The organism is Martinezella rhizogenes, assembly GCF_000799715.1.
Taxonomy (GTDB): Bacteria; Pseudomonadota; Alphaproteobacteria; order Rhizobiales; family Rhizobiaceae; genus Rhizobium; species Rhizobium rhizogenes_C.
The window spans coordinates 16,743-41,361 of the sequence record NZ_JUHG01000013.1; the positions used below are offsets into that span (position 1 = coordinate 16,743).

23 protein-coding genes are annotated in these 24,619 nt (G+C 58.6%); 7 read left to right on the forward strand and 16 right to left on the reverse strand.

The genetic code is table 11. The features are described from left to right. The first annotated feature begins 17 nt into the window (after window positions 1-17). Both EX00_RS12025 and fabF read left to right on the forward strand, forming a co-directional pair. Complete coding sequence (locus tag EX00_RS12025) at window positions 18-605, forward strand: TetR/AcrR family transcriptional regulator (RefSeq protein ID WP_047457776.1); 588 nt, start codon at window positions 18-20, stop codon at window positions 603-605. Between the two features lie 207 nt (window positions 606-812). Beyond that, on the forward strand, window positions 813-2,111 hold the full coding sequence (gene fabF, locus EX00_RS12030; RefSeq protein WP_047457778.1) for a beta-ketoacyl-ACP synthase II: 1,299 nt from the start codon (window positions 813-815) through the stop codon (window positions 2,109-2,111). A 267-nt stretch (window positions 2,112-2,378) separates the two neighbouring features. On the opposite strand, the gene EX00_RS12035 is transcribed toward fabF, so the two are convergent. Together EX00_RS12035 and EX00_RS12040 are read right to left on the reverse strand one after the other, a co-directional pair. Then, a complete protein-coding gene (locus EX00_RS12035) occupies window positions 2,379-3,134 on the reverse strand; it encodes an SDR family NAD(P)-dependent oxidoreductase (RefSeq protein ID WP_047457780.1) in 756 nt (251 codons plus the stop codon). A 128-nt stretch (window positions 3,135-3,262) separates the two neighbouring features. After that, window positions 3,263-3,694: a winged helix-turn-helix transcriptional regulator gene (locus EX00_RS12040; protein WP_047457782.1), complete on the reverse strand. Its 432-nt coding sequence runs from the start codon at window positions 3,692-3,694 to the stop codon at window positions 3,263-3,265. Window positions 3,695-3,858: 164 nt separating this feature from the next. Between EX00_RS12040 and EX00_RS12045 the strand changes: the two genes are divergently transcribed. After that, window positions 3,859-4,155, forward strand: a complete 297-nt coding sequence (locus EX00_RS12045) for a YciI family protein (protein ID WP_047457783.1) — start codon at window positions 3,859-3,861, stop codon at window positions 4,153-4,155. A gap of 253 nt (window positions 4,156-4,408) precedes the next feature. On the opposite strand, the gene EX00_RS12050 is transcribed toward EX00_RS12045, so the two are convergent. From EX00_RS12050 to EX00_RS12075, 6 genes are all read right to left on the reverse strand, one after another. Then, window positions 4,409-4,696, reverse strand: a complete 288-nt coding sequence (locus EX00_RS12050) for a MurR/RpiR family transcriptional regulator (protein ID WP_047457786.1) — start codon at window positions 4,694-4,696, stop codon at window positions 4,409-4,411. Between the two features lie 129 nt (window positions 4,697-4,825). Beyond that, window positions 4,826-5,818 (reverse strand): inositol 2-dehydrogenase, encoded by a 993-nt coding sequence (gene iolG / locus EX00_RS12055; protein WP_047457790.1) that lies wholly within the window; start codon window positions 5,816-5,818, stop codon window positions 4,826-4,828. Between the two features lie 42 nt (window positions 5,819-5,860). Next, complete coding sequence (locus EX00_RS12060; protein ID WP_047457793.1) at window positions 5,861-6,664, reverse strand: TIM barrel protein; 804 nt, start codon at window positions 6,662-6,664, stop codon at window positions 5,861-5,863. A gap of 81 nt (window positions 6,665-6,745) precedes the next feature. Next, the gene (locus tag EX00_RS12065; RefSeq protein ID WP_047457795.1) at window positions 6,746-7,540 is read right to left on the reverse strand and encodes an ATP-binding cassette domain-containing protein; all 795 of its coding nucleotides are present in this window, start codon (window positions 7,538-7,540) and stop codon (window positions 6,746-6,748) included. 2 nt (window positions 7,541-7,542) lie between these two features. Next, window positions 7,543-8,664 carry an ABC transporter permease gene (locus EX00_RS12070; RefSeq protein ID WP_047457798.1) on the reverse strand — a complete coding sequence of 374 codons (1,122 nt, stop codon included), beginning with the start codon at window positions 8,662-8,664 and terminating at the stop codon, window positions 7,543-7,545. A 125-nt stretch (window positions 8,665-8,789) separates the two neighbouring features. Next, a complete protein-coding gene (locus EX00_RS12075) occupies window positions 8,790-9,737 on the reverse strand; it encodes a sugar ABC transporter substrate-binding protein (protein WP_047457800.1) in 948 nt (315 codons plus the stop codon). Between the two features lie 172 nt (window positions 9,738-9,909). Here EX00_RS12075 and EX00_RS12080 point away from each other — a divergent pair, with 172 nt between their 5' ends. The 3 genes from EX00_RS12080 to EX00_RS12090 all read left to right on the forward strand — a co-directional run bounded on the left by EX00_RS12080 (window position 9,910) and on the right by EX00_RS12090 (window position 13,738). Continuing rightward, window positions 9,910-10,905 (forward strand): LacI family DNA-binding transcriptional regulator, encoded by a 996-nt coding sequence (locus EX00_RS12080; RefSeq protein ID WP_047457803.1) that lies wholly within the window; start codon window positions 9,910-9,912, stop codon window positions 10,903-10,905. A gap of 732 nt (window positions 10,906-11,637) precedes the next feature. Next, the gene (locus tag EX00_RS12085; protein ID WP_234709010.1) at window positions 11,638-12,267 is read left to right on the forward strand and encodes a YceI family protein; all 630 of its coding nucleotides are present in this window, start codon (window positions 11,638-11,640) and stop codon (window positions 12,265-12,267) included. A 145-nt stretch (window positions 12,268-12,412) separates the two neighbouring features. After that, a complete protein-coding gene (locus tag EX00_RS12090; protein ID WP_047457808.1) occupies window positions 12,413-13,738 on the forward strand; it encodes a YceI family protein in 1,326 nt (441 codons plus the stop codon). A 204-nt stretch (window positions 13,739-13,942) separates the two neighbouring features. Here EX00_RS12090 and EX00_RS31720 read toward each other — a convergent pair whose 3' ends face one another. The 4 genes from EX00_RS31720 to EX00_RS12105 all read right to left on the reverse strand — a co-directional run bounded on the left by EX00_RS31720 (window position 13,943) and on the right by EX00_RS12105 (window position 18,188). Next, window positions 13,943-14,179 (reverse strand): hypothetical protein, encoded by a 237-nt coding sequence (locus EX00_RS31720; RefSeq protein ID WP_052210722.1) that lies wholly within the window; start codon window positions 14,177-14,179, stop codon window positions 13,943-13,945. Further along, the gene (locus tag EX00_RS30800) at window positions 14,179-14,658 is read right to left on the reverse strand and encodes a sulfite exporter TauE/SafE family protein (protein ID WP_052210723.1); all 480 of its coding nucleotides are present in this window, start codon (window positions 14,656-14,658) and stop codon (window positions 14,179-14,181) included. Before EX00_RS30800 ends, EX00_RS31720 begins: the two co-directional genes overlap by 1 nt. Window positions 14,659-14,704: 46 nt before the next feature. After that, a complete protein-coding gene (locus EX00_RS12100; protein WP_047457812.1) occupies window positions 14,705-16,636 on the reverse strand; it encodes a primary-amine oxidase in 1,932 nt (643 codons plus the stop codon). 109 nt (window positions 16,637-16,745) lie between these two features. Beyond that, window positions 16,746-18,188 carry an APC family permease gene (locus EX00_RS12105; RefSeq protein WP_047457813.1) on the reverse strand — a complete coding sequence of 481 codons (1,443 nt, stop codon included), beginning with the start codon at window positions 18,186-18,188 and terminating at the stop codon, window positions 16,746-16,748. A gap of 321 nt (window positions 18,189-18,509) precedes the next feature. On the opposite strand from EX00_RS12105, the gene EX00_RS12110 reads away from it, so the two are divergent. Next, on the forward strand, window positions 18,510-19,502 hold the full coding sequence (locus tag EX00_RS12110) for an AraC family transcriptional regulator (RefSeq protein WP_210165817.1): 993 nt from the start codon (window positions 18,510-18,512) through the stop codon (window positions 19,500-19,502). A gap of 172 nt (window positions 19,503-19,674) precedes the next feature. On the opposite strand, the gene EX00_RS12115 is transcribed toward EX00_RS12110, so the two are convergent. Genes EX00_RS12115 through EX00_RS12130 form a run of 4 tightly spaced genes read right to left on the reverse strand, consistent with a single transcriptional unit; the run spans window position 19,675 to window position 24,541 of the window. After that, window positions 19,675-21,081 carry an amidase gene (locus tag EX00_RS12115; protein WP_052210725.1) on the reverse strand — a complete coding sequence of 469 codons (1,407 nt, stop codon included), beginning with the start codon at window positions 21,079-21,081 and terminating at the stop codon, window positions 19,675-19,677. Between the two features lie 21 nt (window positions 21,082-21,102). Further along, on the reverse strand, window positions 21,103-22,005 hold the full coding sequence (locus tag EX00_RS12120; RefSeq protein ID WP_047457815.1) for an ABC transporter permease: 903 nt from the start codon (window positions 22,003-22,005) through the stop codon (window positions 21,103-21,105). After that, the gene (locus EX00_RS12125; RefSeq protein ID WP_047457818.1) at window positions 22,002-23,057 is read right to left on the reverse strand and encodes an ABC transporter permease; all 1,056 of its coding nucleotides are present in this window, start codon (window positions 23,055-23,057) and stop codon (window positions 22,002-22,004) included. The genes EX00_RS12120 and EX00_RS12125 overlap by 4 nt, the downstream gene beginning before the upstream one ends. Continuing rightward, a complete protein-coding gene (locus EX00_RS12130) occupies window positions 23,054-24,541 on the reverse strand; it encodes an ABC transporter ATP-binding protein (protein ID WP_047457821.1) in 1,488 nt (495 codons plus the stop codon). Before EX00_RS12130 ends, EX00_RS12125 begins: the two co-directional genes overlap by 4 nt. Window positions 24,542-24,619: the final 78 nt, after the last annotated feature.

A 24,619-nucleotide genomic window follows, 5' to 3' on the forward strand; every position in this document is an offset into this window, starting at 1 on the left:
TCTAATTGGAGGCCGAAATGAGAGTGAGCCGCGCACAGGCAGAAGAAAATCGGGAAACGGTGATCAACGTCGCAAGCCGTCTGTTTCGAGAGCATGGCTTCGATGGGATCGGGCTAAAGGACCTGATGAAGGGCGCCGGCCTGACGCAAGGCGCATTCTACAAGCAGTTCTCGTCAAAGGACGATCTTGCTGCCCTGGCATCAAGACGCGCCATGGAAAGCGCCACACGCAGATGGTCGACAGCAGCAGCCAAAGGCTCGGATCCACTTGAAGCAGTCATGGAGTTCTACCTCTCCAAGGACCATCGTGGAGAGAAGGCCGACGGATGCCCTTTGGTGGCGTTGGGCGCGGACGCGACGCGCCAAAATGACGAGGTCAGGCGTCCATTTGAAGATGGGATCCGGGCTCACTTTGAGGTCCTGGATGAGATGATGGACGAAGCCAAGAGCTCCAATCCCAGCGGCAAGGCAATGGCGATACTGTCCCTGATGGTGGGTGCCGTCACGCTATCCCGCCTCATTGAGGAAGAGAATTTATCGCAAGGCATCCTCGACGCCGCTGCTGGTGAAGTAAGACGCATTGCAAGTGATGAGGGTGGCGTCTGAGGCAATGGCTGTCATCTAAGGGTAGTTGCGGGGTTCGGTGGCCTGATCCGGACGAGGGCTCGAGATGAGCCGCCACCCGAATGCGCTTGCAACAGCTCCCTTTGAATTCTTGCGCGAACTACATGTTTTGAGAACGGGCGCTGGCCGTATCGTCGGCCGGAACGTTTGAGACGTGCCGATTTTTAAGAGAAGACAGGTGGAAAACACATGCGTCGTATCGTTGTAACAGGAATGGGAGCTGTAAGCCCCCTTGGAGCCAATGTTGATATCGCTTGGTCGCGCCTTCTTGCGGGTCAGAGCGGTATTCGGCGGCTGGGGGACGATGTCGTCGGAGACCTCCCATCGAAAATAGGGGGAGTTGTCCCCTCAATCGCGGAGGATCCCGAAGGAGGCTTCGATCCCGATACGGTCATGGCTCCGAAGGATCAACGCAAGGTCGATCGATTCATCCTCTTCGCACTGGCGGCCGCTGAAGAGGCGCTCGCCCAAGCGAAATGGAAACCGCTTTCCAATGATGACCGGTTGCGTACCGCGACGATCATCGCCTCGGGCATTGGCGGCTTTCCAGCAATAACCGAAGCGGTTCGCACCGTCGACCAGCGCGGTCCCCGCCGTCTTTCGCCCTTCACCGTGCCGTCGTTTCTCGTCAATCTCGCAGCAGGACAAGCATCGATCCGCTTCGGCTTCAAAGGTCCGATCGGCGCACCGGTGACGGCGTGCGCGGCCGGTGTTCAGGCCATAGGCGATGCTGCCAGGCTTATTCGATCCAATGAAGCCGATATTGCAATATGCGGCGGAACCGAAGCCTGCATGAATATCGTCAGTCTCGGTGGCTTTGCCGCGGCCAGATCTTTGTCAACTGGTTTCAATGAAGCTCCGGTCCGGGCATCGCGTCCTTTCGACATGATGCGGGACGGCTTCGTCATGGGCGAAGGAGCGGGAATCCTGGTCATCGAGGCGCTCAGCCACGCGCTTGCCCGCGGCGCAACGCCAATAGCCGAACTCGTCGGATACGGTACGACAGCAGACGCTCATCATATTACCTCCGGCCCCGAGGACGGAAACGGTGCGCGCAGAGCGATGGAGATCGCCATTGCGCAGGCTAGTATAAGTCCGCGTGAAATCGGTCACTTGAACGCGCACGCGACCTCCACTCCAGTTGGCGATCTCGGTGAAATCAGAGCCATCAAAAGTGTCTTCGGCTCAGATAACGCTATCGCGGTCAGTGGGACAAAATCTGCAACGGGACACCTTCTCGGTGCAGCCGGCGGCCTCGAGGCGATTTTCACGATCATGGCACTCAGGAACCAGATCGCGCCACCAACCCTGAACCTGAACGCGCCTGATCCGGAAGCTGACGGCATCGATTTCGTCGCCAACGACGCACGGCGCGTGGGGATGGAATACGCAATATCGAATGGCTTCGGCTTTGGCGGGGTGAATGCAAGCGCCGTATTCAGACGCTGGCCGGAGGGGAGCATCACTCGATCTACTTCCGTCAGGTGATGTGAATATGCCCCAGCAGAAATCGCAAACCTGTCGACCGAGAGACCCACGCGATGAAGCTAACAATGGTTCCTTTGTAAAACATCATTGAGCTGAAGCCAGAGATCACGGTCATCGACGTCGGAGATGGTAGCGGAAATGCTGTGAGAAAATACGATTGCGCAAAAGCTTGAGGGCGTAGAATTCATCGTTGCCAACACCGATACACAGACGCTTTCCATATCGGAGATGCAAGCAGCGCGACCCGACGAGTTCGAGATTCGCGCCTCAGAAACTCTCCATCCAAAGTCGAACGTCAAGTTCCAGCGTCCAAGCACTGCGATGCTGATGATGCAACATCCAATAGGCTTCGGCGATAGCATCAGTGTTCAGAAGGCCATCCTGTCCGCGCTGTTCCTTCAACTGAGATGTCTTGGTTGAAAGACGCTCGCCTTCGATGCCACCGTCGATGATCACATGCGTCACATGCACGCCCTGGGGGCCAAATTCGCGAGCGAGGCTTTGCGCAAGAGCCCTCAGACCTATCTTGGCGACCGCGAAGGAGGAATAGTTGGCTTCGCCGCGTAACGGGCCGCTGGCGCCCGTAAAGGCGAGCGTGCCGCCACGCGCAACCAGGGCAGGAAGCGCCGCCTTCGCTATCTCAAAATTCACGAGCACATATTTGCGCCAATGACTTTCGATCTCCTGCGGCGTGAGTTGAAGGAGTGGCGAGACTCGGCTGGGGCCTACGTTCTGAACTGCCACCGTAAGCGGTGCGAGCGATTCAGCATCGCGCACAAACCGCGCCATATCCAAAGCGCTGGACGCATCGCCGACGCTAAGCGCGACCCGCCCACCGGATGCCTCGATCCGCTCGGCCGTTTCATTTAGCTTCGCTTCATTGCGGCCGGCTAGCAGGACGGGATAACCATCGGCTGCAAAGCGCCTTGCGATGGCGGCGCTCAAGCCATGATAAGCACCAACACCGACGATCAAAACACTCCCTCTGGAAGTTCCCGGTTCCAAAATATCAAGCTTGGTCATCTGACGGTTTCAATCGTTATTGTGAAATGGGGCGCGACGGTTTGGGTTGGTACTCCAGGCAAACGACATGATTTTCGCCAAGGAAGGAGCCAAGCCTCAAGGCCCCTGCTTCCCAATAATGTCCAGTATCACTGCGGCATGACGATGCGAATGGGACGTGTGCCGATTGGTGCGCCGGTTACATGGTCAATGGTGACAGGCTCGATTTCCGTGTTCGTTTCTGCATCGAAGAAACGAGTGACATCGCCTCCGTTGCGGTGCTTCCGCCCCCAGGCACCAAGGGCAAATAGCACAGGAAGGAAATCCTGACCGGCCGGTGTCAGCACGTATTCATCCCGAGGCGGCCGGTCGCAATAGCGGCGCTTCTGCAAAAGCCCCTCCTCCGTCAACGCGGCGAGGCGGGTGGTTAGCATGGTCGGCGCAATGCCCAAACTCTTGCGAAACTCATCGAAGCGCGTTGATCCGGCATTGGCATCGCGCATGATCAGCATACTCCAAGCGTCGCCTACCAAAGCGAGGCTACGAGCGATCAGACACGGTTGGCTTGAGAGATTCTTCATATTGATATCATTTTAAGAGTGACTCGATTTTATTTTGATAGTAACTGATCGCGCGCTGATGTTCCATCACAAAGCGGCACATACGCCGAAAGCAAGCAAAGGCGAGGCTTTTTGGTCTCGGCCCGCGTTCCAGGCGGTGCGTCCCGTAACCCAGGAGCCAAACTATGAAATATTACCTGTGCAAGTATATTCCGCCGCGTGCTAACTTTCTGGCGACGATGTCCGCCGACGAGCAGCAATGGATGAAGCAGCACGGGGCTTTCCTCGATGAGCTTCTTAGCGAAGGAAAGATCGTCGCGCATGGTCCGGTAATGGATCCCGCCGGCGGTTATGGTGTCTCGCTCTACCAGATCGCCGATGATCAGGACATACAGGCGATCACCTCAGAAGATCCCATCGTCAAAAATGGCGCTGGCCACTATGAGCATCATCCAATGCTTCATCTGAAGGCGCGCGGCTAATAGGGTCTGTAAAAGTCCCATGTCATTTTCGTCCTGGTTTTCATCGGTCTGATGGAACTTTGACACCTGGTGAGAGCTCTTGGCGTTTCTCGGCAATATCGGCTACTCCGAAATGGCTCATAATTTTCGTCCCACGGGCTGCCGTATGGTGTTTGGGAAAACAACAACAACGGCTGTCCCGGGCCAAATCCTACACGCGCAAAACCATGATGTGGATCAATTCCAGATATTAGCTGAGCTTCATGCTGCCTCCCTAGCGGTGATTTGCGGAAATCTTGCGAAGGTGATCTCTTATCATCGCGCGAAACTCGCCGAATGTTTGAAACCCGATGTGCTGCGCCAGCCGCAAAACCGTCGTCTGAGAAACCTTGCAGTTGCGCGCGATCGCAGCGGTACTTTCGAAAGCAATCATTTCCGGCCGTTCTATAATCTGCCTCGCGACCTGTTCGAGACTGTCGGGAAAGACGATCTGCCGTTTGGCGATCAGATACTTCAGTTCCTGCAGTGTCGCGGGAGGACGGTTGTCTCTATCCTGTAGCATTGCGCTTAACCCTCCAAAGGACTGCCAACCGGCAACCTCAATGCGACCCGGACGCATATCGCCAGGCGGCACGTCACCCCGGTGGCGATACGGCAATGTCAGGACATCACCGCATCGCCCCGAAACTTGTTAAGCGACCTGCACCGGCCTGCCCGTCTGCCAGCTTACGGTGGCGGCCTCCGCCAGTTTCTGAGCCTGGAGGCCATCAAGCCCGCCGGGCTTCGGAGAGCGGTTGCCGCTGTCGATCGCATCGATGAAGGCATTGATTTCGTTGGCGTAGGCCTGGGCATAGCGCTCCAGGAAGAAATATTGAACGGGATCGCCGCTTATGCCGTTCGCATTGGAAAGCTCGACGCTGGTTGCGTGGATATTCCTCGCGGCAAGCATGCCGGCAGCTCCGTGGACTTCGATGCGCTGGTCATAGCCATACGTCGCCCGGCGCGAATTGGTGATGACCGCAATGCGCCCCGAAGCCGTCTGCATCTGCACGGCGGCGGTATCCACATCGCCCTCGGCCCCGATCGCCTTGTCGACGAGCGAAGATCCAAGTGCATTCACGACGACGAACTCTTCCCCCATGAGGAACCGGGCCATGTCGAAATCGTGAATCATCATATCCCTGAACAATCCGCCTGAGGATTTGACGTAATCGGCCGGCGGCGGCGTGGGATCCCGGCTGGTGATCGTCACGATCTCGATTTCGCCGACATCGCCGCGGCGCAGGCGCGCTTCCACACTGGCGAAGTTCGGGTCAAACCGGCGATTGAAGCCGATCATCAAGGTCGACTTGTTCTTCTCGACAACGTCGAGGCAGGAATTGATGCGCTCGACCGACAGGGACACCGGCTTCTCGCAGAGGATTGCCTTGCCGGCCCTGGCCGCCGCCTCGATGAGATCGGCGTGGCTGGGGGTCGGCGTCGCGATGAGGATCGCATCGACACCCGGGGACTTGATGACATCTTCCGCATCGGCAACCTCAGCACCCGTCTGCGCGGCCAGCGCCTCAGCCGATGCCCTGAAGGCATCCGCCACATAGACGAGCTTGGCCTTCGGGTTCGCCGCAATGGTCGCGGCATGCACCTTGCCTATCCGGCCAGCGCCGATCACTCCAAACCTGATCATTGATATTTCTCCGTGATATGTAAGTGTTGACTATCGAAATCTTCAAACCGTGAAGGCGTCGCGGAAACGAGCAAGCGCCGTCTCATCATCGCCGGAGGCCCAGGCTTCCATGCCGATCGTGCCGCGATAACCCATATCCTTGAGCGCACGGGCGATTGCCTTGTAGTTGATCTCTCCGGTGCCCGGCTCCATGCGGCCGGGAACATCCGCCACCTGGATTTCGCCGATATAGGGCAGAGCGCGACGGCATAACTCAATCAGGTTTCCTTCGCCGATCTGGGCGTGATAAAGATCGAGATTGAGCTTCAATGCTGGTCGGTTTACCGACGAAACGAGCGCAAGCGTATCTTCGGCCTTTGCAAACGGTGTCTTGGGGTGATCGACTGCTTCATTGAGGTTTTCGAGCACAAAGGTGACGCCCTCTTTCTCGCCGAGCTCGGCGATACGGTTAAGCGTGTCGTGCGCCTTGAGCCACATGGCGCCCGTCACCTTGTCGGCCTTGACCACAGGCAGGCCCTGGCCGTCGAGACCAGTCCCGTGCAGGTTGAGGCGCGGGCAATTGAGCTCCCTGGCGATCGGGATCGATTGCTTCGCCGTTCGCAGCAATTCGTCTGCGCCCTCGTCATCGACGAGCGTGCCGGTGACATAGCCCGTCATCGACGAGAAGACCGCTCCGGATTTTGCCAGGGCGGCGATGTCATGTTTCGTCCAGTCCCAGATCTCGGTGTGAAAGCCGAGTTCGGTGATGCGCTTGAGCCTGTCGACGACAGGAAGCGACTTGAAGACCATCTCGGCGCAGACCGCGAGCGTGAAAGGGGATGAGGCATTCGACAAGCCGTCATTCATGACCGTATTCCATGGTTGATGATTGGGTGAGAGGCGGCGGCCTTCGAAAGGCAATCGAGCGCCGCCTCGGAAGCAAGCCGGCTAGATCGTACCGCCGAGCTCTTCGGACAATTGCTGCAGTTCCTTGCCACCGGCCATGAGGTTCTGAAGCTCATCCATCGCGATATCAGCTTTGGCAAAAGTGCCAAGCGTCTGGCCGCGATTGAGGATGGTGAAGCGGTCCGCCACCGCATAGGCATGGCGGACATTGTGGGTGATGAAAATGACGCCCAACCCTTTCTGTCGAACCTGGTGGATGTATTTCAGCACCATCGAGGTTTGCGCCACGCCGAGCGCCGAAGTCGGCTCATCGAGAATGAGTATCTTGGCGCCGAAGTAGACCGCGCGCGCAATCGCAACGCATTGGCGTTCGCCTCCGGACAGAGTGCCTACCGCCTGATTGGGATCGCGGATATCGATGCCGATCTTGCGCATCTCTTCACGCGTGACATCGTTACAATGCGTAAGGTCGAGGTGGCGGAAAGGGAAGAAGCCTTTGCGAGGCTCCCGCCCCATGAAGAAATTACGGGTGATCGACATCAGCGGGATCATGGCAAGATCCTGGTAGACGGTCGCGATCCCCGCATCGAGCGCGTCGCGCGGACTGCGGAAATTGACGGGCTTGCCTTCAACCATGAACGCACCGCCACTTGGGCGGACGACGCCGGAGAGTGTCTTGATCAAAGTGGATTTGCCGGCGCCATTGTCTCCGAGGAGACAAAGCACCTCTCCGGCCGACACCTGCATCGACACACCATTGAGCGCAATCACGGAGCCGTAGTGCTTGATGATATCGGTCACTTCGATGACCGGCGTTCGATTGTTGACATCAGACATGATCAGCGCTCCCCGGTAACCTTGCGACGGATAAAATTGTTGAAGAGAACGGCCAGCAGCAGCATCGAGCCCAGGAAAACCTGAAACCAGTCGGAGTCGAACTTGGTGTAAGTCAGGCCAATCGAAACCGAGCCGAAGATGATCGCGCCGAAGAACGCGCCGATCGCCGAACCATAGCCGCCGGTCAGCAGGCACCCGCCGATGACAGCGGCGATGATCGCCTCGAACTCTTTCTGAAAGCCGCGTCTGGCGTCGGTCGAGCCGGCATCGAGCACTGTGATGATGGCAACCAGAGCCGCCGCACATGCCGTCAGCGCAAACAGGCCGGTTTTAACCCTGTGGACCGGCACGCCGGAGTTTCTCGCCGCGTTGGGATCGCCACCGGCAGCGAAGATCCAGTTGCCGGTACGCGTGCGCAGGAGGACCCATGTCGCAGCCAAGGCAACCGCGGCGAACCACAATACGGAGACCGGGATGCCCGTAACCTTCGGCATGCCATTGGGGAACTTGTCGATCAGGTCGTGATCCGCAAGCCAGACAAAGACGCCCTTCAGCGCATCGCCGGAAAAAAAGCCAAGCAACGGACTGTCCTTGACCCGGTCGCCGATGCCGCGAAGCTGCGTTGAGCCGCCCGTCGCCCACTTCAGGCCGACGAGCGTCAGGCCACGCAAGATGAAGAGGAAAGCCAGGGTCACGATGAAGGACGGAAGGCGTGTATGAATGACGATCTGCCCATTGATCGCCCCCATGAACGCTGCAAAGAGCATCGTCATGACGATTGCAACCGAAAGCGGCTGACCGAAATTCGTCAGGGTGACGCCGAAGATCAGTCCCGCAAAGGCCACCATCGAGCCGATCGAAAGATCGAACTCGCCGCCGATCATCAGAAGTGCCGCTGCAATGGCAAGGATTCCCAATTGCGATGCCGGCGCCATAATGGTCATCACGCCGGACAGCGAAAACATCGTCGAATCTGCGGTGAGAAAGAAAAAGACGATGACGAGAACAAGGCCTGCCACGGCGCCAAGCTCAGGCCGCCGCATCATATGCGTCAAAAAACTCACTTGTTTGACGCGCTCATCGGGTTTCGGCGCGGCCGCCGTTCTCTGCTCAAGCGAAGCCATAACTCCTCCAACGGGATTGTAATTTAGGGTAGCATTGGCGCTGCTCGGCAGCGCGCTCAGTCAGCCAAACCCCCTCCCCATCAAAGGGGAGGAGATTCTGGGAGAATGCCTTGCGGCAATTCCGGTTAGCGAATGCCCTTGGCGGAAAGATCCACGACCTGGGCGGCCTTTTCCTTGGTAATAAGGTTCGGGCCGGATGGAACATTGCCCCCCGGGATAAGCCCGTATTTGGCGTAGTTGGCCAAGAATACGACCGGCAGATAGCCCTGCAGGAACTGCTGCTGATCGATCGCGAAGGCGGCCTTGCCGTCGGCCACGGCCTTCAGGAAATCGGCCGAAAGGTCGAATGTCGCCACCTTGATCTTGCCGGTCATGCCGACATCCTCGACGGCCGCGAGCGAAGGTTCGCCGGCAGTGCCGGCACCAAGCGCCATGACGGTATCGACAGCCGTATTGGAACTCAGCGCTGCCTTGACTTTCGCACGGACATCAGCCGGATCGTTGCTGACCGGAAGGACGGTGACCTTGCCGCCGAAACCATCGGCAAAGCCCTTGCAACGCAGATCGAGCGAAACGTTGCCGACCTCCTGGTTCACGCAGATGCCTTCCTTGCCGCCCAACTCATGCAGTTTCGCACCGGCGGCTTTGCCGGCGGTGTATTCGTCCTGGCCGACATGCAGAAGCGCGCCCAGTTCCTTTGAAACATCCGAACCGGAATTGATGGAAATAACCGGGATACCGGCGGCGACAGCCTTCTTGATGGACGGACCAAGCGCCGAGGCATCCGGAATGGAGACGATAAGCCCGTCGGGCTTCTGGTTGACGGCAGCGTCGATAAGCTGCCCCATCGATACCATGTCAAAGGTTTCCGGAGCACGGTAGTCGACGCTGACACCCATGTCCTTCGCCGCTGCGTTGACGCCGTTCTTGACGACGGACCAGAAAGGATCATTGGCCTGGCCGTGGGTGACGGCAATGATGCGAATATCCGCAGCATTGGCGATTGCCGAAGAGCAGATGAGCGCGGCAGCCATGGCTGCGCTCGCAAGAAGCGATTTCAAGCCGAATTTCATTTTACCCTCCCAAAATAGTCCGCTTCACTGCGGACCTCCCAATGCTACCGGTAGCAATCTCCTTTGCACCCGGTAGCAAGCTCGATAAAACTACTTTATTGTCGACAGAAATCAAGCATTCATTCCATTTTTATTTTTTTGTGGAATATTCATTCCAATTGAGGAGGCAGGCATGCGCAAACGGGCGACGGCGAAAGAGGTGGCGGAAGCCGCCGGCGTATCGAAATGGACCGTCATTCGTGCGTTCACGCCCGGTGCGTCCATTACGGATGCCAGCCGGCAAAAGGTGCTTCAGGCGGCCGACGCCCTGAACTATTCGCCCAATCTTCTCGCTCGCAGCCTTGCAACGAACATCACGCATCAGGTCGCCGTCTTCATCGACGACTTCACCAATCCGCATAAGCTGCCGGTTCTGGAGATGTTGACCGAGCGGCTGCAGGCGGAGGGCCTGCTGACTGTATTGATCAACATCAACCGTCATTTCGATCACGTTCATGCGCTGATCAATGCAGGCCAGCGACAGTTCGACGCCGTGATCCTGTTCGGCACCGCCTTTCGCGAGGAAACGCTGGGTGATCGACGCCTTGGCCCAGGATTCCCGCCGATGTTCGTTCTCGCGAGAGACAGCCAAATCCCCGGCGTTCCCGCGATCGCCTGCAACGCCGAACTCGCTCTCAGCGAAATCGTCGACTACCTATTCGACAAGGGATATCGCCGTCCCGGTTTCATGACGGGAGCAAGGACCCTTTCGACGGCGCTTGGCAGGCGCCATCACTATACGAATTTCTGGCGAGCGAAAGGTATCGAAGGCGTGACAGAACTTGCCGCAGAAAAGTACAGCGCCCAGGCTGGCGCTGAGGCGGCCCGCACATATCTGGGCGCTACGTCAGCCGCATCGCGTATCGACGTACTGATGTGTGAGAATGACATTTTGGCGCTCGGGGCGATGGATGTCGCTCGCGGCGAGTTCGGGCTTGGGGTTCCAAAGGACTTGGCAGTCGTCGGCTTTGACAATATCGAACTGGGCGGGGCGCCGGCCTACGAATTGACCAGCTACGAACAGCCAACCGACGAGATGATCAACGCTCTGGTTGCGATGATAACCAGCAGGCGCGACGCTGATACGGTTGTCATTCCCGGGCGCCTTATACTGAGATCATCGGCATGAAGTGCCCTGTGAAGATCAGTCAATAAGCACCAGAATATCGCATTTACGACCAAGATCGAATGGCGCCAAAGGGTACTCTTGATAAGATTCAAACCGGCGATCGCGACATCGTAGAATACCTCGGCAGGAAAACGGATCCTCATTTTACAATACTTAGCGGCATACTGCGGTAATTAGCACCGAAGGTTAGCCGTAAATCCTGCCCAATGGATCGCGCAGCAGATCAAACATCAGCTTGAAGAATCGGTCTGCGTCCACTTCGTAAGCGATCCGGGCGCGGCTCCGAAAGCTCTTATCTGGTCCTTTGTGACCAAGGCAATGACTCAGCGGTCTGACTACGCGCATGACCGCGATAATCTTCCCGACAGTATCCAACCTGCGCAATCGCGATACACAACGCGACAGAAAAGCGGAATTCTACCTTGGCTGCGCTCGCATTGGCGCATACGCGTCCCAGTTTCGGGACGCTGGCAACCGCCGGATGGTGCCAGACGGCGTTTCAGAAAGACGTTGAAAAGAGGTCTGATTTTCACTGGAGAACGACGGGATGAATAGTGAGACAGCGGCGGTAGTCCGGCAATCACCAATTTCAAGAGCTGTTTCCTCAACATTAATTCATTTCCAAGTGAACGCCTTATTTTTCAATAGTCACGACGCCGATTAACAGAGAAGGGTTTGATACGTATGAGAATAAACCGATATTGCATTTCCTCCGCTCTCATTGCCTTGGGGATGCTGACTGCAACCTCGAGTTATTCCTTTGCCCAGACGGCAGCGCCGGCAACCGAGGCCACGGCGCCGGCCGGGGTCTACAAGCTCGACCAGACACACGCAGCTCTGCTGTGGTCCGTGAAGCACAACAAGATCTCCAATTATACCGTTCGCTTCAACAAGCTCGAAGCCACGTTGAAGCTTGACCCGGCCAAGATCGAAGACTCCTCCATCGAGGCGACCATTGATGCGACCTCGGTCGTGACCGGCTATCCGGCCGACTACAAGGCCACGCATGCCTCCTCGCCATATCAGACCTGGGATGAGGAAATCAGCCGCGACCCGAAGATGCTGAACAGCGAAGCACATCCGAAGATCACCTTCAAATCGACGAAGGTCACATCTACCGGCCCGACGACGGCCGATGTCACCGGCGATCTCACCTTCCTCGGCGTCACCAAGCCTGTGACCCTGAAAGCCACACTCAACGGTGAAATCGACAGTCACCCGTTCGCAGGCGTGCCGGCCGTAGGCTTTGCCGCCGAGGGCAGCTTCAACCGCACCGAATTCGGCCAGCCGGCCGGCTTTGTTGGCCCTGATGTCACGATCCGTTTCGATGGCGAATTCATCCAGGATACGGCCGCCAAGTAAGCCGCCGAATGCACTGAGCCCGCTGACTGCGATGCGGTTTCGCATCGCAGTCGGTCATTGATCGATGTTCCGATTTTCAAAATGTTTCTCATTTTTCCCGCCATTGAGCCCTTAAAGCCGGCGGGTCCTGTCCTGATAGGGTGCAATGAATATTCATTCCAGCGCGTCGGTTCGACCGGCTCACAAAACCAGCAAGCGCTATAGCGCGGTCGCCATCACCCTCCATTGGGCAACGGCACTTCTGGTGATCTCCATGATCCCGATGGGCTGGTGGATGGTTAGAGCGATCAACAAGCCTGATACGCAGCAGCTCGCCTATCAATTGTTTCAGGTGCATAAATCCATAGGTTTCGCCATTCTCGCGCTGACCTTGCTCCGGGTTGTCTGGCGCCTCACCCATCCGATCCCGGCGCTACCCGCCGGCATGAAAGGATGGGAGCGCGTTCTCGCCCGTGCCACGCATATTGCCTTTTACGGCCTGCTGCTCGCCATTCCGTTGAGCGGCTGGGTCTATATCTCGGCCGGCTGGGCCATCAGCACGGATCGCCCCCTGATGGTTGCGACTTCCTGGTTCGGCCTGTTCACCATTCCCGATCTGCCGGGCCTCGAAAGCATGCGGATGCTCGCCTTCGGCGCCATGGGTGCTCATGCCTATATGGCCTATGGCGGCGCCCTGCTCATCGGTCTGCACATGGCCGCAGCGCTTAAGCACCACATTATCGATCGCGACGGGGTGCTTGCCCAAATGCTCCCCTTCCTGCGCGGCAAAGGGCATGAGGATCATCACGCGCCGGCGGGGAAAGCCCTGCTGCCCCGCAGCGCCGGTATTGCCTTCGTATTGCTGATCGGGCTTGTCGGCTGTTGGCTGCACCTGCCCGGCCCTCGGGTCGAGCCAGCACCCGTAGCCGCGCAAGCCGCCGCTCCGGCTGCTGTTCCGATTTCAGTCGCCGCTACTCCGGTCTCCGACGCCAACGCCATTGCCTGGACTATCGACAAGGCTGCCTCCGGCATTACGTTCAGCGGCAATCATGCGGGCAAGCCTTTCAACGGACGTTTCGACGAATGGGTCGGCGACATCCGCTTCGATCCCGCCAATCTGGCCGGCTCGAAGGCCGTCATTACCGTCAATACCATTTCCGCAAAGACCGGCGACGCCACCCAGGAGAACTCCTTGAAGAATGGCGAATGGTTCAACTCTGCCCGCTTCCCCGAAGCGCGCTTCGAAAGCCAGAGCTTCCGATCGCTCGGCGGCGAACGCTACGAAGCCTTGGGCACTCTGACCATCAAGAAGACGACGGTTCCCGTCACCCTGTCCTTCACCTACAAAATGCAGGGCGACAAGGCACAGGTGGAAGGCAATATCGAGCTCGATCGCGCAGCACTGGATCTCGGCATGTTCTCCGACCCGGCGGCGGAATGGGTCTCCAAGACCATTGCCGTCAGGATCGCTGTTACGGCTATGAAAAAATAGTGGGGTCTTGAATGGATGTGAACCTTCGATCCGCTATTTCGGATTCAGGTTAGACGTTATGCAACCCTTAGAAAACAGACAATGAACAAACGTCCTCGCTTCCGCTTTGCGTCGGTATCGTTGAAGAACTCTGCCGATTGATTGCCCATGAGGCTATCTCAGCACCTTCCCGATGAGGGTGATCGGCTATACTCTCGCTTGTTGTCAGTTCATGCACAGCGCCGCCAACGACGCGGCGGGCACCGCCGTGCTTGCGAAGCCAAGGAGCTTAATTGCAATCCCGACCCCTTTGCGCAGGGTCGCCTTGGGCAGCAACGGGCCCATGGCAACGATTTGCGCTGTCCCAAGCGCCGTCAGTGCCACGGCCGGCACCGTCGCCAGGCCAAAGCCCGTCATGAACAACGCGCCCGTTGCTGGCGCACCCGTCAGCATGGCGGTCATCAACGCATTATAGACCATCGCGCAAGGAGCCGCCCCCAGGTCATGCCCAGAAGCAGCGCCGAAGAATTCCGAAGCGCGGGCGAAAGATTGCGCCCAGGCATCCGGCCTGCGACGGCCATGGCGCGGCGATCGAAGACCTGGGGACCAGGGACGACGCCGACAACCGCCAACCCCACCCAGACCAGCATAACCCCGCCGAGGATACGCAGCACGGGCTGGATACCGGCGAGATCGAGAAGATTACCCAGTGCACTGCCGGCAACGCCGACGAGGCCACCTGCGATCGTATAGGTGACCGTGCGGCCGAGCTGGGTAACCAAAAGAGCCTTTACCCTTTCCGATCCGGAACGTCCCCGCCCCGTAGCGATGAGTAGCGACGATGCGATACCGCCGCACTGGCCGGCGCAATGAAGGCTTCCGGCAAAGCCCATTAGCAGGCCGCCGGCGAGGACCGTCGCGAGCATCAACGGATCAGACATGATGCGCCCTCCAGTTTGCGGATTTCATCGTTCATGGCACCACGGCTCAAGCCGAGCAACTTGCCGCGTTGACGACCGGCGGCAGGTTGATCGCCGGATTGTTGTTGAAAAAGCCGCTTGGCATGAGCTTAAAGCCGGTGAAGACACAAGGCTGTACCGGGAAATCCTCAATCCGCACGGGATGGTGCAGCCCAAAAACATGCCAGAGAACGATGTCAGTATTCTCGATCGGCCGATCCTTGGCGATGAACTCCACAAGACCTTCCGTCCCGTCGGAATGGTTCATGAAGTCGCCACCAGGAAAACGCTCTTCAGGATCATAGGCCGTGACCCAAACATGGTTCTGCACAAAGGCGGCGCGCTTCCCGGAAGGCGAATCCGGGTGCACGAAGGGCGTAATGCAATGGTTAGCCTCCAGCTTATAGCCGACGGCTGCGCCAGTATAGTTCGTCCTGTTCGGATTAATGACCTTCCAGTAGCGTTGCGATGCAGGTTCGGCCCGCCTTGCTGCCTCGCTTTCCCGCGTGAGCACGGTCTGCTCCTCGTAGAAGGCATTGCCATAGGGGTTGGAAGGTCCAAACGGCTCAGCATAGGTGTTGCACTCAACCACGCTGTTGGCGTCGCCATCGACCGCCATGTCGAGACGGGCGCATAGAATGTGCTGATGAATGTGGCCGACCACGCCAGGCGCCACCTCACGCCCATATTTCGGCGGCTGGCCTGGAATGCAGGCGGCTGTGTTGATGATGCCGGTTGCCTTCACCTCATGCTCGATCGTGCCGTCGAGATGTAGATACCAGTACAGCCCGTATTCGTAGTTGCCGACGGTGCAGATGGTGGAGATGACCAGTTTGGCGCTGCGGCGGATCTCGGCGCGTTCCGTGCGGAAGTCGATGTGCTTCCAGAGAAGTCCCGAATCTTCCTCATGCACGCAGATGGCTTTTTCGATCGTCCACGGATCACCATCCATGGTGTTGAGGTGCACGTCGAGATATTTGATGACGCCGAGGCAGTCGCAACCGAGTTTCAAGGAGTTGGCAAGCTTGCCGATACCGTATTCGCCGATATCGAAGACGTTCTTGCGGAAATGGCCGTTGTCCGGGCTGCCATACGGTACCGTCATCTCAACGATGGAGGCACGGTTGACGATTGGCCGGCCATCGAAGCGGATGTCATGCAGGGTTAGAGCCTCGCGTGCGTTGAAGCCGACCACAAGGGACCAGTTGCGCCAGGTGATCCGGTGACCGTCGAAGGTGAAGTTCACGCCTTCCGGCTGAACCACGTTGATCGGCTTGGCCTGAGGCTGAAATGTTTCGATGAACTGGCTTTCATAATTCACCTCCCGCGTTGGAATGGGAACGACGCCATAGTCGTCGACGCGGATCACCTCGTTCGTGTTGAGGTCGATCACCGCGTTTAGCCCTTCGATCGGGTGGGCATAGAAGTTCTCGTTCTCGCGCAGCCGTACCCAGCAGAATACGTGGCAAAGATGTCGGCCTTCCTCGCCTGGCACGTCGAAGTTTCCAGCCGACCAGGGGTCAATGCAAACCGTGTCCATGTCGGTTATCCCACGGCGTTCACAAGCGGCAATGAAGACCGGATCGGCACGGACGATACCCTCGATGCCAAGAAACTGCTCGAGCTGGATCATCGGCCGTTTGCCGGGAAAATCTTTGCGGCTCAGGATCGTATCCGTATCGAGGCAGACGATGAGGCTCGTCACGCTGACGATGGCGGCACTGAAAACGTTGACCCTCGCCTTGCGGGCTATCGACGAACCAGGCGAAAACGCCCTGACCGTTGCCTTGTCCGGTTCCATCAACTCGATCGTCTCAAAACGGGTATCATCCCCATAGGGCGGATGCTTGCGCACGATCGTCGCCACTTGGCGAATCTCCTCCGGCGTCAATGGTTGCAAGGGATGGCTGACGACCAGTGGCATCTGGCGGGGCTGGTTGGAAACACAGCAGGTATCCATGGCATTCGTCCTTTGTCCGTTCGAATATGTCTCTTGCCTAAAGAGAGCGGCGGCGGTTGAATGCCGCTCCCTCGTGGTCTTTCTTCATGTGTAGAAGGCCGGCGCCCTGTCAGGCGAAAGCGCGGCCGAGATTGGCGTAGACATCCGGCCTGCGAGCTTTCAACCAGACCGCGAGGGCTGCACCAGCAAGGCCGATCAGCACCAGAATGACGGGGAAGCTTGCGACGATCGGGGATTCCGAACCGCTGACGAGCGGCAGGTTGATGACCATCAGAACAAGGCAGACCAGCAGCCCGGCCATGCTGACCCCCGGCGCGACGATGCGATGCCATATCCCGACGTCTCGCGCGTCGCTGCGGAAAAAGCCGATTACCGCCAGGCAAACCATTGTCTGCAACAGGAGAATGCCGACGCTGGCAAAGGCACCCATCCAGGCAAACACGACCGCATAAGGATCCTGCCCGGCCAGCGCGAAGGCGAGGATCAGTACGATCATCATTACCGTCTGGACCGCACCGGCCATGTATGGCGACTGATGTGTCCCGTGAGTGCGGGCGAAGCCGGACCATGCCAGTCTCTCGCGGCCGAGCGAATAGAAGTAACGGTTGATGGTGTTGTGGAAGGAAAGCGCACAGGCAAAGAGGCTGGTGATCAAAAGAGCATTCAGAGCGATCCCGGCCGGGCCGCCCAACATCGCCTTTACAGCGGTCAAGTAGAGTGTCGCGGTATTGGCCGTCGCCTCCGCTGCAATATTGGATGGGCCGTAGTGCAGCGCCACCGCCCAGGTAACGAAGGCATAGAAGACAGCGATGATAATAACGGCGAGATAAGTTGCCCGCGCAATCGTACGCTTGGGGTCGCGGGCCTCTTCGCCGAAAATGGCGGTTGCCTCGAAACCGATGAAGGACGCGACAACGAAGACCAGAGAGACGCCCATACCCGGAGCAAGAACGGCCGAAGGCCCGAAGGGGGCGACCGTTATGCCTTCCGGTCCGCCGCCTGAGAGCAACACGCGCAGCGAAAAAAGCGCCAGGATGGCGATTTCCGCGATCATGCAATAGCCGAGAACGCGGCCGGAGAATTCGATGTTCCGGCGGCCGCAGACATAAATCAGGGCTGCAAGCAGGCAAGCGTACAGCCACCAAGGGACATCAGTGCCTCCAGATGTCTTGACGATGTCGTTGACGAAAAAACCGAAGAGGCCGAACACTGCCAGTTCAATCGCGATATAGGTGGCAAGTGCGATAAACGCGCCGGCCACCCCCGCAGGACGGCTAAGGCCAGCGGCGATATAGGGATAAAAGCCGCCAGCCGAACCGATAAACTGGCTCATTGCCGTGAAGCCGACGCTGAAAAGAAGATAGAGAGCGCCGACGAGAAGATAAGTTGCCGGCACACCGGGTCCATTCCCGAATGCAAAGGCGGCCGGCGAAGCGCCAACCACCGCTGTCAACGGCGCGGCAGCAGCCACCACGAAAAAGACGATGTGGCTGACGCCAATCGCATTGCGCCGGAGATCGGTTCCGGCTTTCCCAAGTTCGATCTCGGACATAGGAAATTCCTTTTCTTCCCGCGATGTATGTCGCCAGATTGATTGGGGTGCACCTGTTGTTAGATGTATAAATTGTAAAAATACTAGTTATTCCGCGAAGTATCCGCAGAAATAAATGTATTTATTACTGTTTGTTACATAAATATACGTGCTGATGACGATCATACGCAAAATTCATCGTTGCTGTATTTGACAGTTCACGCCAAAATTTCTCGACGACGACCGAAGGTGACTTGGCATGGCGCTTGCGTTTCGTTCAGCAGAAGTGGAGCGCAAACTATGGAAACCACTGGTGTCATCGCCTCTTCTGCCATGGACGGAATGCTAGCCTCGATCAGTCTGGGCGGGCTTGATATGAAGGCGGTTTCGGCTCGGGTCGGCCTTGGAAACCATGCTTTGTTTGCCGATGGTGATTTCATGCCGCTGGCAGCCTTCACCTGCGCGCTCGAGGTTGCATCGGAGGAAAAAAACGATCCCCTGCTGGGCCTGAAACTTGGGAAAAAATTTGAATTCCAGGCACTTGGTTCGCTAGCGGCGCTTTTTCTGACGGCGCCGACATTGAAACATGGATTGACCCAGTTCAGCCGCTATTTCCCAGCGTTGCAAAGCAATACCCGCTCCACGCTGGTGGTGGAGAACGATGTCGCCCGCTTCTCCTATTCGATCCGTGACAACACTGTACGTCATAAAACCCAGGATGCGGATTTCACGGAGAGCGTGCTAAACACCATGCTCGCAACCGCAATCGGAGAGGATTGGAAACCCTCATGCATAGAGTTTGAGCATATGCCCGGTGACAATCTGGCGCTTTATCGCTCACATTTTGCCTGTCCCCTGGCATTCGGGCGCCGGGAAAACGCGATCGTTTTCCCGAAGAGGTTTCTCGATCGTCAAATCGGCACCGGTGGCGACGCGCAAGACCATTTGCGTATCGCCTGCGAACTGTCAGATCTTCTTTATCGCCGCGAGAAACGCCTCGACCTTGTTACGGCACTCAAGGCATGGATCGCTGCAGCGCTTTGCCAGCATGCAAGCATCGACATAGAAGACGCGGCGGCGGATTTCGGTATGAGTCTGCGTAGCTTCCAGCGCAAACTTGCCGAATGTGGCGTCAATTATGCCGAACTGCGCAACATGGTGCGGATGGAGATCGCGAAAAGCCTGCTTGCCAACACGCACCTCTCGATCCCGGTCATTAGCGATCAGCTTGGCTACAGCGAATTGAGCGCTTTCGCCCGCCGCTTCCGGCACTTCACGGAGTTCACTCCGGCTCGTTTCCGCGAGGCGACCAGAAACCGGGAATTCCACCACTGACAGCTTTCTGCGTCAGTCAGTGCGGGGCCGTAAAATTCAAACTGACAATCCTTTGCAACTGACATTCAGGGGATGGCGAACGATGGCCCCTTGGTCGCAAATGCAGAGCCTTTTGAGGATTTGATGGCAAAGTGGACCCGTGAGACCTAAGCGGTAAGTCCCGCCGCCTCTGTCAGTCCACGCAAAGTGAATTGATTCTATTAAATTTTGGTACAGGCGGAGGCGGCCATGCACGGGTGGTCTCGTCGGCAAAGGCCAACAATTCCTCGTCCCTGCCAAATCCGGCCACCAATTGGATGCCGATCGGTAATCCGCAATCCGACAGCGCAATCGGCAGACCTATGGCGGGAAGTCCAGCGATGTTGACCCAGCCGGTGAAGACTGCATGATCTCTCGGGCCGGCCGGCCGGCCGGCGATGCGGTTCGGATAAGAATTTTCTGCCGGCCAGGGCAAGGCTGCTGCGCTCGGCGTCAGCACCAGATCGTAATCCGCGAAGATGTCGGCGATTTCCAGACGTAGAGCAGCTACCCGTTCAAGAGCTTCCATATAGTCGGCTCCGGTGATTGCTCTACCCTCTTCGGCCATGGCTCTTACTGAGATACCAGCATTGGAGCCGAGACTTCCATTGCGCCAGCCCATGAGAAATGCCACGCCTGCGCGTGATATTACGCGCCAGATGTGATTTGCCGATTCAAGATCAAAGAACACCTCACCAGTCACCACCTCCGCTCCGGTTTGTACCAACATGTCGGCGAAGGCCGCTGTTGCAGCGGCGACCTCGGGATCCACTGCGCTGCCGGCAAACTGCGGCACATAAAGCACGCGTCGTCTTCGGTTCGGCCATGAGCCGGGGCGGGCCAATAGCGATCGCCGGTCGCGCGCGTCCGGCCCTTTCATGATCGCATTGAGCAGTCGGGCATCGGCGACCGTTCGTGTCAGGGTTCCGACAACCTCGAAATCGGTAAGGATAGAGGGGAAGCCCCAAAGACGCGGTATGTGTCCGGTGGAGGGCTTCCAGCCGACGAGACCTGTGTGAGATGCCGGGCGCCGGATCGAACCGCCGCCGTCAGTGCCGAGTGCAGCCGGAACAAGGCCGGCCGCGACGCCTGCCGCAGCACCGCCCGACGATCCCCCCGGCGTCAGCGCGGTGTCCCAGGGATTGCGCGTGGTGCCGAAAAGATCGTTGCTTGTATACCCCTCGAGCGTCAGTTCCGGCACGTTGGTCTTGCCCAGAATGACGGCGCCGGCCTCTCTCAGGCGTGCCACCGGCAGCTCATCGCGATCGGGAACAAAATCCTTAAGTGCCCGGGTTCCCCAAGTCGCCGGCAAGCCTCGCACGAGGATGTTGTCCTTGATCGACAGCGGAATGCCTTCGAGCGGTGAACGTGCCGTCCCGGAGGTCAACCGCCGGTCGCTTTCGCGCGCGGCGTGGCGTGCCTTCGTTTCGTCAATGGCGACGAAGCTGTTCAAAACCGGATCCAGCCTCGCGATGCGCTCGATGCAACGTTCGAGCAACGCCTGTGCCGTCAATGCACCGCTGCGTAGTGCGGCGGCGATTTCGCCAATCTCCTCCAACATTCCGCTTACTCCTTTCCCGGCTCAGACTGGCTTGCCGATCGCAGCAGGCAACTTGCTCGACTGGCCCAAACCGGCGAGCACCGCAAGCGCGATGAGATAAGGCACCATCTGGACGATATAGGAGCTGATCGGGACACCGAAGCCTTGCAATCGCAGCTCGAAAGCCTCCGCTGCGCCAAAAACCAGGCATGCTGCCGCGGCACCCCAGGGGTTCCAGCGGCCGACGATCAGCGAGGCGAGCGCAAGATAGCCCCGCCCGCCAGTCATCCCGTCCGTGAACGTTCCGACCTGCTGGAGCGAAAGAACTGCGCCGCCAAGGCCGGCAACACCGCCGCAGCAGGCGACGGCGATCATGCGGATTCGCATGGGATCGAGGCCAGCCGCGAATACCGCTTCTGGATTCTCTCCCGTCGCGCGAAGCTTGAGGCCCGCCTGCGTGCGAAAGAGGATGATGGAAAGTACTGCACAGCCGATAACGGCAAGATAGGTGAGCGGTGGCTGAGAAAAGAAAAGTGAACCGACGACCGGAATGTCTGCAAGACCGGGAATCGGCCAAGGCGCAAGCGGTTCCAGGTGGATGGCTATCGGACTGCCGCCGCCGGAAAGGGTTTGCAGGAGATAGGTGGTCATGCCAAGGGCAAGAATATTGGCCGTCAAGCCAGTTACCATATTGTCGGCCCGGTAGCGGACCGCAACGACAGCAACAATGATACCGATGGAAACACCGCCCAAGACAGCGAGCAGCAAGCCTGCCGCTGCGTTTCCGGAGACCCATGAGCCGAGGATGCCCGCGAAGGCGCCCATGAGCATCATGCCTTCGAGCCCGACGGCGAAAACGCCGGCCCGCTCCGAAAGGATGCCCCCGAGGGCTGCGAACACCAACGGCGTGGCGATGCGAATGGCGGCAGCTAAAAAGTCGATCATGATCGGCGCACCGTGGCTGTCAGGATGAAGAGCATTGTTATTCCCTCGATAACGACGACGAGCGCCGATGGTACGCCGATCTGGCGCTGCATGGACAACGAACCCGTCTCAAGCAGTCCAATGAACAAGGCTGCTGGAATGACGGCACCAGGTTCCAGTGCCCCAAGAAGCGCAACCGTAACGGCCTTGAAGCCAAAACCGGACGAGAAGCCTTCTATCAGCCGATGATGCAGGCCGAGGACCTCCGTGCCGCCGGCAAGACCCGCAAGCGCGCCTGCGGTCAGCATGACGCCCCAGGTGATGGCCGGCAGGGAGAAGCCGGCATATGCGGTCGCAAGTCTCGATTTTCCGGCGACCCGCAAGGCAAAGCCGAACGGCGTCTTCCAGAGCATGAAGGAGAGAATGCAGGCCGCAGCGACAGCAAACAAAATGCCGATATGGAAGTCGAACACCGGTATGCGCCAGAGCCAGACGGCGCGCGGGAAGGCTGGCGATTGCAGGAAACCGGCTCCACGCTGACCGAGCGCACCTGAAAGCACCAGTTGAACAATGAGAAGGGCAACGAAGTTGAGAAGCAGTGTCACGAGGACTTCGTGGACCCTCCGGCCGAGATGGATGGCGGTCGCGATCCCCGCCCATAATGCGCCGCAGACCGCCGCGCCGACAAGCGCCAAGATCGTTGTAACGACGGTTGGCTCGCCCGGCCAGAAGACAACGGTGGCGGCCGCACCGATGCCGCCCATGGCGATCTGCCCGTCGGAGCCCATGTTGATGACGCCGGCACGAAAGCAGATGGCAAGGCCCGCGCCGGCGAACAGATAGGGCGAGGTGCGGTTGAGCGCCACGCCGATCTGATGCGGTGAGCCGAGAGCTCCAGCAAGCATGGCCAGAAAGGCTTCGAGCGGGCTGTGGCCCGCAAGCGACACGAGTACGGCCGCGCAAGCCATCGACAGGCCAATCGCGACGAGGATGCGAAGAAACAGCCAGTCCGACCGCAACCGAAAAGCAAGGCGCTGAGACGATCGTGCTGCAAGGGGCGAAAGTTCAGTCATGCTGCGCGATCCGACATCCAGAGGCCAATCTGCCCCATCTCCACCTCCGTCCGCGGCACCACGCCGGCAAAAACGCCGCCTGAAAGGACGGCGATTCGGTCGCTGATCGCCAGGACTTCCTCCAGTTCGGACGAAATGTAGATCACGGCCGCACCGGCGTCGCGAAGCATGATCATTCGCTCCAGCACAAAGCGCGTGGCGCCTGGATCAAGACCCCAGGTTGCCTGATGGGCAATGAGCACGGCCGGGGCCCTCTCGAGCTCGCGGGCGATGACGATTTTCTGCTGATTGCCGCCCGACAGCCGGCTCGCCAGAGTGGCAGGAGAAGGCGCGCGAATGTCGTAATGTTCCATCAGTGCCCGCGCCTTGGCGGCCAAACCTTTGCCAGCAAGGATGCCGCGCCGGCAATATGGCGCGCGTCTGCTATCGCGCAGCATCAGGTTTTCGGCGATGGACATGCTACGAACGAGTGCGGTCGATGATCGGTCCGCGGGCATATAGGCCAATCCCGCCTTGGTGCGGGCAGCAACCGAAACGCGACTGATGTCACGTCCATCGAGCTTGATCGTTCCGGCCGTGAAGGCGCGAAGCCCGGCCAGCGTTTCGGCCAGTTCGAGCTGCCCGTTGCCATCGACGCCCGCGATACCGAGAATCTCCCCCCCACGAACGGCAATATCGAGCGGACCAAGGCCAGGGCCGGTGAGCATGGAGATTTCCAGTCGGGAGGGACCGGGCGTATGATCCGTCAAAATTTGCGGCTTCGTGACGTCGCGTCCGACCATCATCTCCGCGAGCTGGGCGCGGCTGGCGCCGGCAATCGGCCCCTTGCCGGAGACGCGTCCGGCGCGCAGCACAACGACCTTGTCGCAGACATCGAGCACTTCCGGCAGCTTGTGCGTAATGAAGACGATGCCTTTGCCTTCGTCCCGCAGACGCCGCAGGATGTCGAGCAGATCGGCCACTTCCGGGGGCGCGAGGTTCGATGTCGGCTCATCGAGGATGAGCAGCTCAGCCTCGCGCAGCAGCGCTTTCAGGATCTCGATGCGTTGCCGTCGGCCAAGGGGCAGATCGGCGACGCGGGCGTATGGCTCAAGGTCGAGACCGAACCGACGACTGACATCTCGGATACGGTCGGCGATCGCTTCCCGACGTAGCAGCCGGCCAGCGTCAGACCAACCAAGCATAACGTTTTCGACCACTGTCATGGCATCGATCAGCATGAAATGCTGATGTATCATGGCAATGCCCGCCGCCATCGCTTCACGGGGGCGGTGGTCGGAGAGTTCCCTGCCGCGAAACACGATGCCGCCGGCGTCGGGCGGCACCATGCCGAACAACACCTTCATAAGGGTGCTCTTTCCAGAGCCGTTCTCTCCCAGCAAGCCAACGATTTCACCGGCATGGACATCGAGATCGATGCCGTCGTTGGCGCGTAAGGCACCGTAACAGCGAACAATCCCGCGCATTTCCAGAAGTGCAGCCATTAAGCCCTCGGATAAACCCGCCGAGAACAGGGCAGGCAAGATAAATGTCGAAAACGGTGGCGCAGGAAAAACCGCGCT